This is a genomic window from Alcaligenes faecalis (assembly GCF_002443155.1).
Classification (GTDB): Bacteria; Pseudomonadota; Gammaproteobacteria; order Burkholderiales; family Burkholderiaceae_B; genus Alcaligenes; species Alcaligenes faecalis.
Genome location: NZ_CP023667.1, coordinates 1,374,487 through 1,391,425, shown reverse-complemented (window position 1 = coordinate 1,391,425; position 16,939 = coordinate 1,374,487). Strand labels below are relative to the sequence as shown.

Below are 16,939 nucleotides of genomic sequence, written 5' to 3'. Positions count from 1 at the left end.
GCCACGGTTTTACAGACCGTGACCCTGCCGGCTATCAAGACCGGCGCTCGGCCCTGATTTCCTGGGTCAGATAGCCCTTGTCCATAACCAGCTGACGATGGGCCAAGGAGGCCAGGGCCTGGTCATGAGTCACGATGACAAACGCCGTGCCGAATTCTTCATTGACCCGGCTCAACAGCTCAAACATGCCTTCAGCGGTGTAGCGGTCCAGATTACCCGTAGGCTCGTCCGCCAGCACGCAGGCAGGCCGTGTCACCAAAGCACGTGCCAAGGCCACCCGCTGACGCTCGCCCCCGGACAACTGGCCCGGATAGTGATGCACGCGCTGGGACAAACCCACCTGTTCCAGCACCTGCTGAGCCTGCTCACGCGCCTCTGCACGCTTCATGCGGCGCACGATCAAGGGCATGGCCACATTGTCGAGCGCATCAAACTCGGGCAGCAAATGGTGGAACTGGTACACAAAACCCAGCACCTTGTTGCGCAGCTGACTGCGCTCGCTTTCATTCAGGCTTTCCGTCTGGGTGCCGTTGACCTCGATACTGCCGGTATTGGGCTTGTCCAGCAGGCCCAAAGCATGCAGCAAAGTACTTTTACCCGAGCCGGAAGCACCAATAATGGCCACCATCTCGCCACGACACACCTCCAGATTCACCCCGGAGAGCACTTGAATGCTGTTGCCACCTTCCTCGTAGTGGACGCTGACATCGCGCGCGCGCAGCACGGTTGGAGCGATAAGATCAGTCATGACGCAGCACCTGTGCAGGTTGAAGCTTGGAAGCACGCCAGCTTGGATACAGCGTGGCCAGGAAGGACAGAACCAGCGAGACGATGGCAATCAGCACAATATCGTCAACCTGCGGGTTGGATGGCAGCTCGCTAATAAAGTAAATCTGCTGCGGAAGGAATTTACGGCCCATCAGATTTTCAATAAAGGGCACGATCACGTCGATATTGTAGGCAATCAAGGTGCCCAAGCCGACACCCAGCAACGTCCCCACCACGCCGATCAAGGCGCCCTGCACCAGGAAAATACGGGCAATCTCGCTGGGGGTGGCGCCAATCGTACGCAAGATCGCAATGTCCGACTGCTTGTCTTTTACCGCCATCACCAAAGAGGACAGCAGGTTGAAAGCCGCCACGGCCACAATCAGAGCCAGGATCAGGAACATCATGCGTTTTTCAGTTTGCACGGCGGCAAACCAGGTGCGGTTATTGGCCGTCCAGTCCGACACCAACACGTTGCGCGGCATTTTGCTGGCCAATTCCTGAGCCACCATGGGAGCCTGCTGCATGTCCTTAATGCGTAGACGCACGCCGCTATTGCCGCTATCGCGGAAAATCTTGGAAGCATCATCCACGTTCACAAAAGCCAGGCTGGCATCGTATTCGTAATAGCCGGAGGAAAACACACCGGTTACCGTGAACTGGCGCATGCGCGGTGAAAAACCGGCTGGCGAGATCGAGCCTTGCGGAGCCATCAGCATGATCGTATCGCCCGTGCTGACACGTAGTTGATTGGCCAACTGCTCGCCCAGCACAATCCCGAAAGTGCCTGGCTGCAGGTTTTCCAGTCGGCCCATGACCATTTGCTGGGCCAGCTCGGACACCTTGCTTTCCTGATCAGGCTCAATGCCGCGTACCTGCACGCCCATCAATTGATTGCTGCGCACCAGCATGCCCTGCCCGGCCACATAGGGGGCCGAGCCCACCACCGCTGGATTGGTCTGGGCTTTTTGGGCCAGCGACTTCCATTCATTCAAGACTTGCTGATGATCGGCATTGCGCACAATCAGTTCAATATGCGGCAAGACCGACAGCATGCGATCACGCACCTGGGTCTGAAAGCCGTTCATGACGGACAGCACGACAATGAGCGCGGCTACCCCCAGGGCAATCCCCGCCATCGAGCTGCCCGCAATAAAGGAGACGAAACGGTCTTTTCGTCCCCCACGCCGTTTGCGGCCCTTGGCCAGGCCGGCATACCGCGCTCCAATCCAAAATTCGTATCCCATGCGAGCTGCTATCGCCTCAAAGAAAACACTACAATCGCTGTCATGCAGATCGTAATCAACGGTGCGCTGCCGGAACCGGCCATCGCGCGCGAACTCATCAAACACTTGCCCCAGACGGCCCCGTCACTGGTTCAGTTACTGACTCAGGGCAAAGGCACGCTGTCGGTACGTGACCCGTCCGAGGACCTGTGCACGCCAGCACAATCCTGGCTTTTGCACGCTCACGGCTTTACGGCGCACCAAGCCCAGCATCTTAGCGCAGGTCTGGCCCCTTTGCGGCTACGCCAGTTGAAACAAATCCACTCGGCGGCACCGGACCAGGCGGTCTGGCTGGCCGAGCTGGTTCACATCGCCCCCTCTCGTGAGGGCGCCATGCTGATACCGGCTGAACAACTGGCCTTGTCCGAGTCCTACAGCCGTGCCTTGCTGGAGGCCATTCGCCCTTATCTGGACGACACCGGCTTTCAATTCGAGTACCTCAGCCCGGAGTTGTGGCGTGTCACTCCACCCACTGATTTTACGGTGCAAGCAGCCTCCACAGAACTGGTCAGCCAAAGCAATTTGAATAATTGGTGGACGCAGGATGTCCAAACCCGCCCGTGGCGTCGCCTGATCAATGAATTTCAGATGCTGGCCTTTGCGCTGCCGGACAATCAGGAGCGCGAACAGGCGGGCCTGCCCAATGTGAACAGCTTATGGCTGTTTGGCGGGGCTTCCAGTCAGCAATTAGGCCCCGAGCCTGCCGAACTGCGCATTATTGATGATTTGCAAGACAGCCTGATACGACAAGACTGGGGACTTTGGCTGCAACAACTGGCCGAGCTGGATCGTACCGTGCTCGCCCCCCTGGCCGCAGGGCCCATGCCAGAGCTGGTGCTGACCGGACTGGACCGCTACGCTCACGTCGGTCCTGCCTCGCGCCGCATCTGGTCCCTGTTCAAACAAACCTCTAACTGGAGTCAGTGGTGGTCACCCCTATCCTGAAAAACCGTCCCGCTCAAGAAGCTGCCAGCAACGCCCTGAAACAGGCCGGGATTCACGACTTAATGGCCCGTCTGCTGGCTTCCCGGGGTGTGACCGATGCCACCCAGATCGATCCGGCCTGGCGCAACATGATTCCGCCCAATATGCTGACTCAGGCGCGTGAAGCCGCCATCTTGCTGGCCGATGCCATTGCCCGCCGGGATCGCATGCTGATCATTGCCGACTACGACTGTGACGGCGCTACCGCCTGTGCAGTCGGCCTGCGCGCGCTGCGCAGCATGGGGGCTGTTGTGGACTTTCTGGTTCCAAACCGTTTTGAAACTGGCTATGGCCTGTCACCCGCCGTGGTCAAACTGGCAGAACAACACCCTTCGGGCAAGCCGGATCTGCTGATTACCGTGGATAACGGCATTGCCAGTATTGATGGCGTGGAAGCCGCCCATATGGCGGGCATGAAGGTTCTGGTCACAGACCACCACTTGCCCGGCGATGAACTGCCCGATGCCCTGGCGATTGTGAACCCCAATCAACCCGGCTGTGAGTTCCCCTCCAAGAACCTGGCCGGTGTGGGCGTTATTTTTTACCTGATGCTGGCTTTGCGTGCCGAGCTGCGACAACGCGGGGTGTATGAAGCCAATGCAGGCCCACGCCTGAACGAGCTGGCTGATCTGGTTGCCCTGGGCACCGTGGCCGACGTGGTCAGCCTGGATGCCAACAACCGCCTGATCGTCACCCAAGGCCTGGAGCGCATGCGCAAGGGCCAGATGCAAGCCGGACTGCGCGCCCTGTTCCAGGTTGCAGGCCGCGATCCCCGTCAGGCCAGTGCCTTTGATCTGGGTTTTGCCTTGGGCCCACGCATCAACGCCGCCGGTCGACTGGCCGATATGGCCTTGGGGATACGCTGCCTGATCACGGATGATGAAGACGAAGCCGCGAATCTGGCCCGCGAACTGGAGGACATGAACCAGGATCGCCGCTCGATTGAGCAGTCCATGCGCGAAGAGGCCCTGCGCGCGGCCGAACTGGCTGAACCGGACACCAGCGCCACCGTGTGCGTGTTTCACCCGGAATGGCACCAAGGCATCGTCGGACTGGTCGCCTCACGTCTGAAAGAAAAGTACTGGCGTCCTACCCTGGCCTTTGCCCAAGGTGACGAAGGCGAGATCAAAGGGTCGGGCCGTTCTATTCCCGACGTGCACCTGCGCGATGCGCTGGACCTGGTGTCCAAACGCTATCCCGGCCTGATTCTGAAGTTTGGTGGCCACGCCATGGCAGCCGGCCTGACGATCGAAGAAGACAATTACGATGTGTTCGTGCAAGCTTTTGAGGAAGCCGTGCAGGAACTGACGGGCCGCTATCAGTTTGACCCCATCATCGAAACCGACGGTTCATTGGAGCCTGAGCACATTAATATTACGGTGGCCGGGCTGCTGCAAAAACAAGTCTGGGGCGCCGGCTTCCCGGCTCCTGTTTTCCGCGACAACTTCTTCGTGCGCCAACAACGTCTGCTCAAGAACAAGCATTTGAAGTTGAGCCTGGAGCGCAACGGCGAATACTTCGACGCGATCTGGTTCAACCGCGATACCTTGCTGCCTGAAAATATCGAAGCCGCCTATCGCCTGGATCAGAACGAATGGAACGGGAACGTCAGCGTGCAGTTCATTATTGAATATGCACAGGGTCAGGATTAAACCTTAGCGCTATTGCCCAGTCTCCCTGCCCCAAAACCGCTGCTTATGCAGCGGTTTTTTTTAGGACTTCGCCCGGGTAGGCAAGGTCGCCAGCACCAAACCCGCCAAAGCCAGAATGAAGGCGTAAACATGCACGGTGGTAAAACTCTCGCCCAGCACCAGCACACCCACTGCCGCCGTGCCTAAAGGCATCAAGACCATAAAGACGGCTGCTTGCGAAGCGGGTACGGAACGCACACCCGTCATCCACAGCCAGACCGTCCAGACGCTGGCCGCCAAGGAATAAAACACCAATAAAGGCCAGATCCAGCCTGCCGGTGCCGTGAAGTCAAAATCCCAGGCGGCGTACAAACCTAATGGCGTAATCAGGGCCAAGCTACACAGATTGATAATCGCACTGATGCGCTTGGGACTAAGCACAGCGGTCAGGCGCTTGCCAATAACGGCATAGGCCGACTCGCACAAGACGGCACAAAAGATCAGCGCATTGCCCAGCCACATTCTCCCCGGGTCCAATTGATCCACCCCATGATCATCGGCCTGCACCAAAGCCAGCAAGGCAATGCCGCCCATGCCCAAGGCCAACGACGCCCACGTACGAGGGCCTATGCTTTCTTTCAGGAAGTACCAACTGAACAAGGCCACCATGCCGGGAATGGCGGACAAAATAACGCCCGCAGAAACAGCACTGGTCATGCTGATGCCTGTCACCATGCAAAGCGTGAACAGGAAATTACCCAGAAAGGACTCCAGGAAAATCAGGCCACGGGTACGCAGGTCCAGTACGGGTTCGGTCGCCGGCTTGCGCAGCCAGCGCAGCATGGCGATCCCGCCAATGCCAAAACGCAGCCAGGCCAGCAGGAATACCGGCAGCGCCGCGACCAAGGGCCGCGTCAAGGCGATATAACTGCCCACCAAAGACATGGACAAAGCCAAACAGGCGTATGCCGCCAGACGTGATCCCGCTCTATTCACCCACCCTCTCCTAATACACCCATTTGCAAGGCAGCTAATCAAAATACCATGACGGCCTGGGTCTACAATACGCCCGAGCTCGGCCTTCCAGGATAAAAAAACATGGTCTGCCATGTTGCCCGTTTCGCTCACCACCGCCTGTACAACTGACCTTACCCAGATCTGCCCGTACAGCCCCGTGTTGCCAGCGCTTTATCCCACCCCACCGGAAAGTCGTGTCGCCAGTCCTTAAGCAGGTCTGCGATGGACGGCCCTACACCCGGCCCGACCCATGCTGCTCCCCGTAACAGACTAATCCGCACCGCGCCGGCCTACCGGCCAGCCGTGCTCCTTGAAGGATATTTCATCATGCAGGCTATCGCCCGCCTGAGCCGTTTTGTTGGCAATACCTTTGCCATCTGGGTTCTACTGTTTGCCATTTTGGCCTTTTACTTTCCCGACCACTACCGCTGGTTAGGCGCTTATATTGTTCCACTTCTGGGCATCATCATGTTCGGTATGGGGCTGACTTTGTCGCGCAAGGACTTTGCTGAAGTGTTTGTACGCCCTGGCCGTGTGGCTATTGGTGTTGTGGGTCAGTTCATTATCATGCCTGCCTTGGCCTGGTTTCTGACCTACGCCTTTTCCCTGCCACCTGAATTGGCCATTGGCGTCATTCTGGTGGGCTGCTGCCCCGGTGGCACCTCGTCCAACGTGATGACTTTTCTGGCGCGTGGCGACCTGGCCCTGTCAGTTGCCATTACCTCGGTCACCACCTTGCTGGCCCCTATCGTCACCCCTGCCCTGATTTACTTCCTGGCCAGCCAATGGCTGGAAGTCAGCGCCTCGGCCATGTTCTGGTCCATTGTTCAGGTGGTGATTCTGCCCATTGCCCTGGGCATTATTGTGCAGTCCCTGCTAGGTGAAAAAATCAAAGCCGGCGTGGCGGCCCTGCCCCTGGTTTCTGTCGTGGCCATTGTGGCTATCGTGGCCGCTGTGGTGGCAGGTAACCAGTCCAAGATTGCGACCAGCGGTTTGCTGGTGTTCTCCGTCGTGGTTCTGCACAACATGCTGGGCTACGTCCTGGGCTATCTGTTAGCACGCTTGAGTGGCATGCCTTTGCCACAGCGCAAGACGCTGGCTATTGAAGTAGGCATGCAAAACTCCGGCCTGGGCGTGGCTCTGGCCAGTGCCCACTTCTCGCCATTGGCCGCCGTGCCCAGCGCGATTTTCAGCGTTTGGCACAATATTTCCGGTCCTTTGGTCGCGACGATTTTCCGTCGCATGGACGATGGCAAGCAATAAACATTTGCCACGCCCAGGGACTTGAACCCGAGTCCCAAAAATAAAAAGGGACGCTCTACCGGGCGTCCCTTTTTGTATCTGGAGCAGGGTCAGATACCAAGTATTCTCAAGCCTCAACTCTTACGCGAGGACACATAAATCCCGCCCACAATCAGCAGAAAAGCCGCACCGTGGTAGAGCTTGGGGGTATCGCCCAGAATAAAAACAGACATCAAAGCCGCAAATACAGGCATCAGATTCACGAAGAATCCGGCCGTTGCCGCACCCACTCGTTGGACAGCCACGCCCCAGCACCGCAAGGCAATCAACGCCGGGCCTGTCCCAACATACAGAATCGCCAGCAACAAGCCCCAGGACCAGTCGATATGCCAATCGGTGAACTTCCACTCCATGGCTGCGAAGGCACCGGACCAGATCAAGCCAAAGAACACTTGCGCCATCACCACGGTGGCCCAGGTTTCCGCGATGACACCCTCATGGCGGCGCGTGCTGAGCATCCAGCTATAGATTGCCCAGGCAATGGTGGCGATCACCATATACACATCGCCCGGCACAAAACGGAAGGCGATCAGCTCGTGCCAATCCGCACGCGTCAGCACCAGCACCACCCCCAGCAAGGACATCAAGCCACCCACCAGCTGACGCCCATTGACGATGGATTTGAAGAACAGGCGTCCGATCACCAGCATCCAGAACGGCAAGCTGGCATTGACCAGCGTCACGTTGATGGGCGAGGAACTTTGCAGTGCCAGGTATTGCAAAGCGTTATAGATCCCTATGCCCAGCAGCCCCAGAATCGAGTAGCGTTTCCAGTTGGTCCACAAATTGCTGCCGCGTCGCAGAACCTGCCGCCCCACAAAGAGCAGGATGGTGAAAGCCACCAGCCAACGGAAAAAGTTCAGGGTAATGGGCGGAACCTGATCATGAATCAGGCGCCCCACAATGGCGTTACTTGCCCACAAGATCGTGGGTAAAACCAGTAAAGCCGTCGTGCCAGGGGTCAGTTTCTGAGTGCTCACAAGCATGTCCTAAAAAACGGCAACGGCGCATGTGATCCCTCCTCAGGTCAACTTTGCGCCGTTACGATTGGCCTAGTATATAGGCAAGCATGCCCTGCCCTCTACGCCTTTACCTGCCTGCTTGTGACGATGTGAACTGGTCAATCTTTGACCAATCCATAAATATTATTTATAATCATACAATTGTCACGTCATGGCGCTGATTGAATTTTATTGGCCCATCCCATCCACGCTCGTCTGGCTTTAGCAACATCAGATGCAGCTATCCAGGGTAAATCGACCTTGAAACACCCCCACTTTTGGGAATAAAGCTTGACTCAATCAAGCGCCCCAAGTGCATTACTTGGCACCACAACCAGCACCTTTAACCGCAAGGGCCTGTCCCGCGCGTCGTTATGCAGGTCTCTGTTCCTGGCAAGTATTCGTGTTTTTGCCCGTTTTTCAGGTAGGCAGACCTTGTCTGCCCCGGCTGGATCCCCCCATGAACGGCGGGCGTGTTTTCAATTTGATCAACCCGACCCTGTCTGGAACCGAACACTCCTGACAGACACAGATTCATCCCGATTTTTATGGGCCTAGTGCAACGCTGGACTCCAGACACCGCTTGTCCGGTTTGTCGGTCTGCCTTGTTACTAAGCCCGTCCCCGTCCCGCCCAGCAGGGCCAGACGGGAATTATTATTTTTAAAGGAGTCCCGATTTATGGCCAAAGAAGAGCTACTTGAAATGCAAGGTTCCGTCACCGAAATCCTGCCTGACTCGCGCTTTCGTGTCACCCTGGACAACGGTCACGCGGTTATCGCCTACACCGGCGGCAAGATGCGCAAGCACCACATCCGTATTCTGGCTGGCGACAGCGTCACCCTGGAAATGTCGCCCTACGACCTGAGCAAGGGTCGCATTATTTTCCGCCACCTGCCCAAGCGTATTGGCGCGCCGACCTCTGCCCCTCGTCGCACCCCCCACCGCCGTTAAGACATATCGCCACACCCCTGTCACAATTAGATGCAAAGATAGGCGCGCCTGACAGGGGTGCGACAAGAGCCATCAGCGCTCGGGCGCACCCCACATTTTGTGGGAGTCGCCTTGAAAAAATTACTGACGCTCAAAACCGGCTTCATCGCCTATTTTGCAATTCTGAGCCTGTTTCTAATCCTGATGCTGATTGCCCTGCAACATTTGAGCAGCAGCATCGAACAACGCAAGCATCTGGAAGCCCAGCGTCATCAAACGACAGCGCTTAGCAAAGACTTCAAACGCATCAGCGAATTACTCAGCCGTCAGGCCATCGCGTTTGTCTCCAGCGAACAGATCGAATTTCAGGAAAACTTCCGCCACCTCTTGGCGGTATTTACCGGTGTCCAGCCGGATCAGGACGGCGTCACCCTGGCGATGCTGGACCGCTTCAGGGATCTGGAACTGGAACCGGCTGAACAGGACCTGCTGCGCTCTGCTTATGAACAGACCCTGGCACTCAGCCAGGTTCAGTCCGAAGCCATTCAAACCGCCAGCGGCCAGTTTGAAGATGGCAACGGTGCCATCCGCATTGCCCTGCCCAATGCCTTGATGGCCAAAGTGCTGGTGTTCAGCCAGCAATATATTCAAGCCTCCACCCAGATCACGGATACACTGGATCAGTTCGAGCACCAGTTCAGTGAGCGGCTGGACAGCTCTCTGGATCTGGCTGGCCGCAGCAGTGACCGTGCGTTCAGCCTGGCCCTGGCGGCGCTGGCCCTGTTCTTCCTGGCCAGTACCCTTGCCCTGCTCCTCTTGTATCGCTCCATCAAGCAGCCACTGGATCAAGGGGCGAATCTGGCCAAGGAACTGGCCCAAGGCAAGCTCAATGCCCAGCTCAGTGTGCGTCGCCATGATGAGTTCGGGACCTTGCTGACCGCACTCAATGGGATCGGCCAGGGCGTACAAACCGTGGTACATCAGATCCGCGAGCAAACCGGCCTGATACGCGACGGCTCGCACGCGATTGTGCTGGGCAGTCAAAACCTGAGTGAACAGATTCTGGACCAATCCACCGAATTGAATCACACCGTCAAGGCGATGAATCAATTGGCCGACACCGTGCGCCAGAATGCCGAACAAGCCCGAACCGCTGATCACCTGGCGCAGGACACCTCCAGCCAGGTGGCCCAAGGCAATCAGGCCGTGCACAGCCTGCTCGATACCATCAACGCCATTGCCGACAGCTCGCACAAAATGAGCGAGATCACCAAGCTGATCCGCAGCATTGCCTTCCAGACCAATATCCTGGCCCTGAATGCCGCCGTGGAAGCCGCCCGCGCTGGTGTGCACGGTCATGGCTTTGCGGTTGTTGCTGCCGAAGTGCGTAACCTGGCTTTGCGCTCCACCGATGCCTTGCAACAGATTTCCACCTTGATCTCCAGTTCTGTTGAACAAACCGAACAAAGCTCGATGGCCGCGCGCGGCATGGCGCAAGTCATGGCCAGCACACAACACAAGGTCAATGAAATGCGCAGCATCGTGGCCGATATTGCCCAGGCCTCTCAAGACCAGGCTACCCATATCGAGTATGTAAACCAGGTCATGACACGCCTGGACCAGCAAGGCCAGTCTAACCAGAAGCTGGTTGAACACAGCGCCCACACAGCCCAGGAGCAACTGGAACAAACCACCTTGCTGGCCCAGGTGGTCGCGCATTTCAGCCTGGATAGCGAGCCTTCCGAAGCAGACACGCCCGCCCAGCCCGTCGTCTCCAATCGATCTTCCTACCGTTCGGCGCCCGCCTATCGCACCGCTGCTTGCACAATGTCCGGTTCCTGAGCGGCCAATACGTGCCATAGACCTCCGATAAGGGTAAAATCGGAAGTTTGCCGCGCGCCGCCTTGCTGGCTGGCGCGGATGGCCCTCAAATATAGGAAAGCCGCTGAATCATGGAATCGGAACGACTTAATCAACTGGAAGCCCGCCTTGCCGATTATTCGGAGCGGGAAAATGCCTTACGGAGGTATCTTTGACTACGATGACAAAGCTCATCGTTTGCACGTAGTCAATGCCGAACTGGAGGATCCCAACGTCTGGGACAACCCTCAACACGCTCAGGATCTGGGCCGCGAAAAGAAAAGCCTGGAAAACGTGGTGCATGTGCTGGACGCCTTGCACACAGGCCTGAAAGATTCGCAGGACCTGTTCGAACTCGCCGCGATGGACGATGACGATGCCACTATCGCCGCCATCGAAGAAGATTGTGCCGCCATGGCCAGCCGTATTGAAGAGCTGGAATTCCGCCGCATGTTCTCCAACCCTGCCGATCCGCTGAATTGCTTTATGGATATTCAGGCTGGCGCGGGTGGTACCGAAGCCCAGGACTGGGCCTCCATGCTGCTGCGCATGTATTTGCGCTATGCCGAACACAAGGGCTTCAAGGCTGAAATTCTGGAACAGTCTGACGGTGACGTTGCCGGTATCAAATCGGCCACCATCAAGATTGAAGGCGATTACGCCTACGGTTTTCTGCGTACGGAAACCGGCGTGCACCGCCTGGTTCGCAAAAGCCCCTTTGACTCATCCAATGGCCGCCACACGTCCTTTACCAGCGTGTTTGTCTATCCGGAAATTGACGACTCCTTCGAGGTCGAAATCAATCCGGCCGACCTGCGTATCGACACCTACCGCGCCAGTGGTGCCGGTGGTCAGCACATTAACAAAACCGACTCGGCCGTTCGTATCACGCACGAGCCCAGCGGCATTGTGGTGCAGTGTCAGAACGACCGCTCGCAGCACCGTAACCGTGCCGAAGCCATGCAGATGCTGAAATCCCGCCTGTACGAGCTGGAAATGCGCAACCGCATGGCCGAGCAGCAGAAACTGGAAGACTCCAAGAGCGATGTGGGCTGGGGTCACCAGATTCGTTCCTACGTACTGGATCAAAGTCGTATCAAGGATTTGCGTACGAACTACGAAAGCTCCAATACGCAAAAGATTCTGGATGGCGACCTGGATCCCTTTATTCAGGCCAGCCTGAAACAAGGTATTTAATATGCACACTTCCACGCTGACTGTTCTAAGCGGTGCCTCGCGCGGTCTGGGCTTGTCCCTGGCGCGTCAGGCGCTGGCCGCTGGCCATCAGTTGATCACTTTGGCCCGCAGCGAACTGCAACTGGATGCGCCCCAAGGGGCTCATCAACATCTGCAAGTGGATCTGGCCAGCGCGGAAGGCGCACAAGAGGCTGCCAAGGCCCTGCAAGCCTTGATCAGCCAGACACAGGCTCAACGCTACGTCCTCATCAATAATGCGGGCACGGTTGATCCCGTTGGGCAGGCCAGCCACCTGCTCGATGCCCAGGCCATTACACAGGCGCTGCAATTGAATGTCGCCAGTGTCATGAGCCTGACCGCCGCCTTTTTGCAAGGCGCCCCCAAGGATGCCCAGCGCCAGGTGCTCAATATCTCCTCGGGTGCCGGCCGCAAACCCGTCTCGGGCTGGGCTGTGTATGGCTGCAGCAAAGCAGCGCTGGATTTCTATACGCAAACCCTGAAGCTGGAAAATCCCGAGCTGGCCGTTTGCTCTCTGGCCCCCGGCGTGGTCGATACCGATATGCAAGGCCATATCCGTAGCCAGTCCCGCGACCAGTTTCCGAACCTGAGCCGCTTTATCGACCTGCATCAGCAAGGTCAGCTAAGCAGCCCGGACGATACGGCCGAGCGCATTTTTCGCCACCTGAACAGCCCGGCTTTTGGCCAGCACGTCCTGGATGACATCCGCCACTACGAATAAGTACTGACACAATGACTGAACCGCTAGACACTTCCGCACCCGTCGTAGACGAAAACCGACTGATCGCCGAGCGTCGTTCCAAACTGGACCGCCTGCGCGAAAACGGTATCGCCTACCCCAACGATTTCCGCCCAGACGCCCACGCTGCCGAGCTGCACAGCCAGTACGGCGAGCAGGACAAGGATGCCCTGGCCGCCACCAATAAAGTCGTGAAAGTAGCTGGCCGCATGATGCTCAAACGTGTCATGGGCAAAGCCAGTTTTGCCACGCTGCAAGATGCCTCCGGCCGTATCCAGATCTACCTGGACAAAGCCGCACTGGGCGAAGAGAACTACGCGGAATTCAAGGGCTGGGATATCGGCGACATCCTGGCCGTGGAAGGCACAGTCTTCAAAACCAATAAGGGCGAGCTGTCCGTACACGCCTCCAGCGTACGCATACTGGCCAAGTCCCTGCGCCCTCTGCCCGACAAATTCCACGGTCTGGCTGACCAGGAACTGAAGTACCGTCAGCGCTACGTCGACCTGATCATGGGTGAAGACACCCGTCAAACCTTCCTGGCCCGCAGCAAGGTCATGAGCAGCCTGCGCCAGCACATGGCCCAGGCCGATTTCCTGGAAGTGGAAACCCCCATGCTGCACCCCATTCCGGGTGGCGCATCGGCCAAACCCTTTGTGACCCACCACAATGCGCTGGACATGGAAATGTACCTGCGTATTGCTCCCGAGCTGTACCTGAAGCGTTTGATCGTGGGCGGTTTCGAGCGCGTGTTCGAGATCAACCGCAACTTCCGTAACGAAGGCGTCAGCCCTCGTCACAACCCCGAATTCACCATGATGGAGTTCTACGCAGCCTACACGGATTACCAGTGGCTGATGGACTTCACCGAAAACCTGATACGCGAGGCCGCGATCAGCGCCCGTGGTACCGCTACCCTGCAATACCAGGAACGCGAACTGGATCTGAGCCTACCTTTTGATCGCCTGACCATTACCGGCGCCATCATGAAGTACGCTCCTTCCTACCAGATCGAGCAACTGGAAGACATCCAGTTCCTGCGTACCGAACTGGCTCGCCTGAAAGTGGACGTGAACTCGCCCCCACTGCGTGATGCCGGTCTGGGTGCCTTGCAACTGGCTCTGTTTGAAGAAACAGCAGAATCCAAGCTGTGGCACCCCACCTTCATCGTGGACTACCCCGTGGAAGTGTCGCCACTGGCACGCGCGTCGGACACCCAGGAAGGCATTACCGAGCGCTTTGAGCTGTTCATCACTGGTCGCGAGATTGCCAATGGCTTCTCGGAGCTGAACGACCCTGAAGACCAGGCCGCTCGCTTTCAGGCTCAGGTTCAGGCCAAGGATGCTGGCGACGAAGAAGCCATGTTCTACGATGCGGACTACATCCGTGCTCTGGAATACGGCATGCCTCCTACAGGCGGCTGCGGTATCGGTATCGACCGACTGGTCATGTTGCTGACCGATAGCCCTGCTATCCGTGACGTGATCCTGTTCCCGCATCTGCGTCGCGAGGACTAATCAGTCTCAAAACAAAAAAACGCACGGTCTCGACCGTGCGTTTTTTATGCATCCTCGCCCCGCTTACACATACGCAGATACGCAGCTATTCTGCCCAGTCCCGGAACAAACTCCCACTCCAATCCCATCATTAGTCAGCCCTACACCGGTACACCAGACCTCACTCAGGCTTGATACCAGCAACTGCCGCCACTTCACGAAACAGGGCAATATCACGTGCCACGATCTGATCCAGCGACTCAGCCGAACCAGGCGCGATCACAAAGCCCTGCTCCTCCAATGGCTCAGCAAATTCGCGCGAACGCAGTACAGCCGTGATATCGCGATTCAACACCTCAACTACCTCGTCGGGCGTGGCACGTGGCACAAAGATGCCCTGCCAGCTTTCGATCACGAAATCAGAAACACCCAACTCATGAAAAGTGGGAACATCCGGTAAAACCTTCGAGCGCTCCGGCGAGGTCACCGCCAGAGGAATGAGCTCACGCTTCTGAATGTTCTGGATTGTCCCAGAGATATCAATAAGCGCAGCATCTACATGCCCGCCTAATATGTCCAGAACAGCCGGAGCCCCACCCGCGTAAGGGATGTTATTGGTTTGCGTACCCAAACGCTGATTAAGCATCTCAACCGCAAGATGATAGATACTGCCATAGCCAATCGGCAGCGCGGCGGATACTTCGCCAGGTCGCCGCTTGAGCAGCGCCACATATTCATCAAAGTGCCTGCCCCCCAAGCCTGGGCGAACCACCAGCACCTGCGTATTCACAATAGTGCGAGTCACTCCGCGAACATCAGTCTCGCTATAAGGCAGCTTGCGCCCCAGAGCCGCGTTGATCGCAAGCTGATCCCCGCTGGACAGCAGCGTGTGGCCGGTCGGTGCTGCGCGAACGACCCGGTTGACACCAAGACTGGTGTGCGCGCCTGGCACATTGTCCACAATCACTGTTTGTTGCCACAATTCGGCAAGGCTTTGCGCCAGCATTCGCGCAATGCGATCGGCGTTGCCACCCGGATTCACCGGAACAACAATGCGTACGGGCCCCGAAGGGAAGTTCTCCAGCTGCCGCGCACGTGCTGGCGCCGTAACAAATGCAGTACCTAGCGAGGACACAACGCCCCCAAGCCGGGCAAGCATACCCGCGCCAATAGCATTCAAGATCATGCGACGATTCAAGCCTGCCTCCGGTATCTTCACACTGCCCTATTGACTGGACGACATTGTGTTGCGGTGCTTGCAAGGCACCATCGTAGTCTAGAGAAGCCCCACCCACGAATCAAGCAGACCTTTCCCGGGTCATTTGATCAAGACCCTGCCAGGGATGTTCGTACAGTCAGGGAAACTGGCCCAGCCAACAACGTGCTGAAACAAAAAGGACGCTTAAAAGCGTCCTTTTTTACTGCCACCACAAGGTTTTTAAATACACCTTGCAAGGCCTGTACGTCCATCCCTGCGCAATCAATCCACCGGCAAGCGCATCACCGCCTGCGCCCATTTATGGGCCACCTCAGGCGAGGAGAAGCACGAGGCCTTGTCGGCTACCACACGCACCGCGCGTTCCAGCAACTGGATGTCGGCCTCGTGCTGACGTGCGACATGCGGGTCCTCGAAGAAGATCACACGCTGGCAACGGTTTTCAAGCACCAGCTCGGCAATTTGCGCATCGCCGCCCAAAGGTCCGCTTAGATAAGACTGAATCCAGGGGGTTTCCTTGGGCCAGCCTTTGGACCAGGCCAGCTCGTTCAACAAACGGCTGGTCGTACCTGTTCCTACGCGTTGGCCAAAACGGGACAGCAAGTCGAAATGCTTGTCAGCGAACTCAACCATCTTGTCCTTGAGCGCATCGTGCGCAATCAAGGCCAGAGTTTGGTTGGGGAAGTCGAAAATACGTTTGCAGCTGGAGTCGGGCCACAGGCCGCGACTGACACGTTCCACTTCAATCCACTCAATCGCGCCCATCAGGGTCGAGATGAAAGGACGGCCATGCGTGATGCATTGGCGCTTGAGTGCCAGTGCTTCCGGGAAAATGGAGGAAGGGTCTACCGGGTCAATCAGGTAAATGGCACCATCAAAAGGCGGAGTGCCGTCCGGGCTTTGGGTGACCCGGGCCACCAGCTTCATCAAGCCGCCATCACGACCATAAGGATAGCGAACCAGCCCGCCATAGCCTTCCAGCAGGCCCGAACGCTCGATGGCATTACAGGTACGACCCACCGTATAAAGCTCAACTTCCAATTCGCGAATACCGCTGGCTGAGCGCCGCAACCACTGAAACAAAGCCGCATCTGCCGAATCATGGTGCAATTGATTGGCCGCCAAACCGAAACGTAATGACATGAGTTCCTACACGGTAAACGATTCGCCACACCCGCAGGAGGCTTTCTCGTTTGGATTGATGAACTTGAAACCTTCATTGAGGCCATCACGGCCATAATCCAGACGCGTGCCATCAATAAAGGGCAGGCTCTTTGGATCAACAAACAGCTTAACGCCGTGCTCTTCAAACAGTTGATCGCCTTCAACCGGCTCATCAACAAAATCCAGCTTGTAGGCCAGACCCGAGCAACCGGTCAGGCGTACACCCAAACGTAGCCCCAAACCGCCTCCGCGTTTTTTCAAATGACGCTGGATATGTTCTGCGGCGGGCTGAGTAAGAGAAATAGACATAATCTTTTCCTTTCTATAAA

Annotated in this window: 15 protein-coding genes; 8 read left to right on the top strand and 7 right to left on the bottom strand. The window is 57.2% G+C overall.

Annotated elements, in window-relative coordinates:
* Positions 1-34 precede the first annotated feature (34 nt).
* Both CPY64_RS06385 and CPY64_RS06380 read right to left on the bottom strand, forming a co-directional pair.
* Positions 35-748, bottom strand: coding sequence for an ABC transporter ATP-binding protein (locus CPY64_RS06385; RefSeq protein WP_026482826.1), 714 nt, complete (start codon positions 746-748; stop codon positions 35-37).
* A complete protein-coding gene (locus CPY64_RS06380; protein ID WP_042479828.1) occupies positions 741-2,015 on the bottom strand; it encodes a lipoprotein-releasing ABC transporter permease subunit in 1,275 nt (424 codons plus the stop codon). Before CPY64_RS06380 ends, CPY64_RS06385 begins: the two co-directional genes overlap by 8 nt.
* Positions 2,016-2,057: 42 nt before the next feature.
* On the opposite strand from CPY64_RS06380, the gene CPY64_RS06375 reads away from it, so the two are divergent.
* Positions 2,058-2,999 (top strand): hypothetical protein, encoded by a 942-nt coding sequence (locus tag CPY64_RS06375; protein ID WP_042479827.1) that lies wholly within the window; start codon positions 2,058-2,060, stop codon positions 2,997-2,999.
* Entirely contained in the window at positions 2,981-4,690 is a 1,710-nt protein-coding gene (recJ, locus tag CPY64_RS06370; protein WP_042479824.1) for a single-stranded-DNA-specific exonuclease RecJ, read from the top strand. Before CPY64_RS06375 ends, recJ begins: the two co-directional genes overlap by 19 nt.
* A gap of 60 nt (positions 4,691-4,750) precedes the next feature.
* On the opposite strand, the gene CPY64_RS06365 is transcribed toward recJ, so the two are convergent.
* Positions 4,751-5,665 (bottom strand): DMT family transporter, encoded by a 915-nt coding sequence (locus tag CPY64_RS06365; RefSeq protein ID WP_042479820.1) that lies wholly within the window; start codon positions 5,663-5,665, stop codon positions 4,751-4,753.
* A 348-nt stretch (positions 5,666-6,013) separates the two neighbouring features.
* On the opposite strand from CPY64_RS06365, the gene CPY64_RS06360 reads away from it, so the two are divergent.
* Positions 6,014-6,949, top strand: a complete 936-nt coding sequence (locus CPY64_RS06360; protein ID WP_042479818.1) for a bile acid:sodium symporter family protein — start codon at positions 6,014-6,016, stop codon at positions 6,947-6,949.
* A gap of 113 nt (positions 6,950-7,062) precedes the next feature.
* Here the strand turns inward: CPY64_RS06360 and CPY64_RS06355 are convergent, their stop codons facing one another.
* The gene (locus tag CPY64_RS06355) at positions 7,063-7,974 is read right to left on the bottom strand and encodes a DMT family transporter (RefSeq protein ID WP_042479815.1); all 912 of its coding nucleotides are present in this window, start codon (positions 7,972-7,974) and stop codon (positions 7,063-7,065) included.
* Positions 7,975-8,668: 694 nt separating this feature from the next.
* Between CPY64_RS06355 and infA the strand changes: the two genes are divergently transcribed.
* The 5 genes from infA (at position 8,669) to lysS (ending at position 14,251) form a co-directional block, all read left to right on the top strand.
* Entirely contained in the window at positions 8,669-8,941 is a 273-nt protein-coding gene (gene infA, locus CPY64_RS06350) for a translation initiation factor IF-1 (RefSeq protein WP_009458008.1), read from the top strand.
* A 111-nt stretch (positions 8,942-9,052) separates the two neighbouring features.
* On the top strand, positions 9,053-10,762 hold the full coding sequence (locus tag CPY64_RS06345; protein WP_042482031.1) for a methyl-accepting chemotaxis protein: 1,710 nt from the start codon (positions 9,053-9,055) through the stop codon (positions 10,760-10,762).
* A 110-nt stretch (positions 10,763-10,872) separates the two neighbouring features.
* Positions 10,873-11,977, top strand: a protein-coding gene (gene prfB, locus CPY64_RS06340; protein ID WP_096917380.1) for a peptide chain release factor 2 whose coding sequence is annotated in 2 segments (ribosomal slippage) — positions 10,873-10,953 and positions 10,955-11,977 — 1,104 coding nt in all. Because the reading frame shifts where the segments join, the coding sequence is not laid out codon by codon here.
* A 1-nt stretch (position 11,978) separates the two neighbouring features.
* Positions 11,979-12,716 carry an SDR family NAD(P)-dependent oxidoreductase gene (locus CPY64_RS06335; RefSeq protein WP_042479810.1) on the top strand — a complete coding sequence of 246 codons (738 nt, stop codon included), beginning with the start codon at positions 11,979-11,981 and terminating at the stop codon, positions 12,714-12,716.
* A gap of 11 nt (positions 12,717-12,727) precedes the next feature.
* Entirely contained in the window at positions 12,728-14,251 is a 1,524-nt protein-coding gene (gene lysS / locus CPY64_RS06330) for a lysine--tRNA ligase (protein ID WP_042479808.1), read from the top strand.
* Between the two features lie 160 nt (positions 14,252-14,411).
* Here lysS and CPY64_RS06325 read toward each other — a convergent pair whose 3' ends face one another.
* The 3 genes from CPY64_RS06325 to CPY64_RS06315 form a co-directional block, all read right to left on the bottom strand.
* Positions 14,412-15,428, bottom strand: a complete 1,017-nt coding sequence (locus CPY64_RS06325; RefSeq protein WP_226791339.1) for a Bug family tripartite tricarboxylate transporter substrate binding protein — start codon at positions 15,426-15,428, stop codon at positions 14,412-14,414.
* A 282-nt stretch (positions 15,429-15,710) separates the two neighbouring features.
* On the bottom strand, positions 15,711-16,589 hold the full coding sequence (locus CPY64_RS06320; protein WP_042479804.1) for a methylglyoxal synthase: 879 nt from the start codon (positions 16,587-16,589) through the stop codon (positions 15,711-15,713).
* A 6-nt stretch (positions 16,590-16,595) separates the two neighbouring features.
* A complete protein-coding gene (locus CPY64_RS06315) occupies positions 16,596-16,919 on the bottom strand; it encodes a HesB/IscA family protein (RefSeq protein WP_003801383.1) in 324 nt (107 codons plus the stop codon).
* Positions 16,920-16,939: the final 20 nt, after the last annotated feature.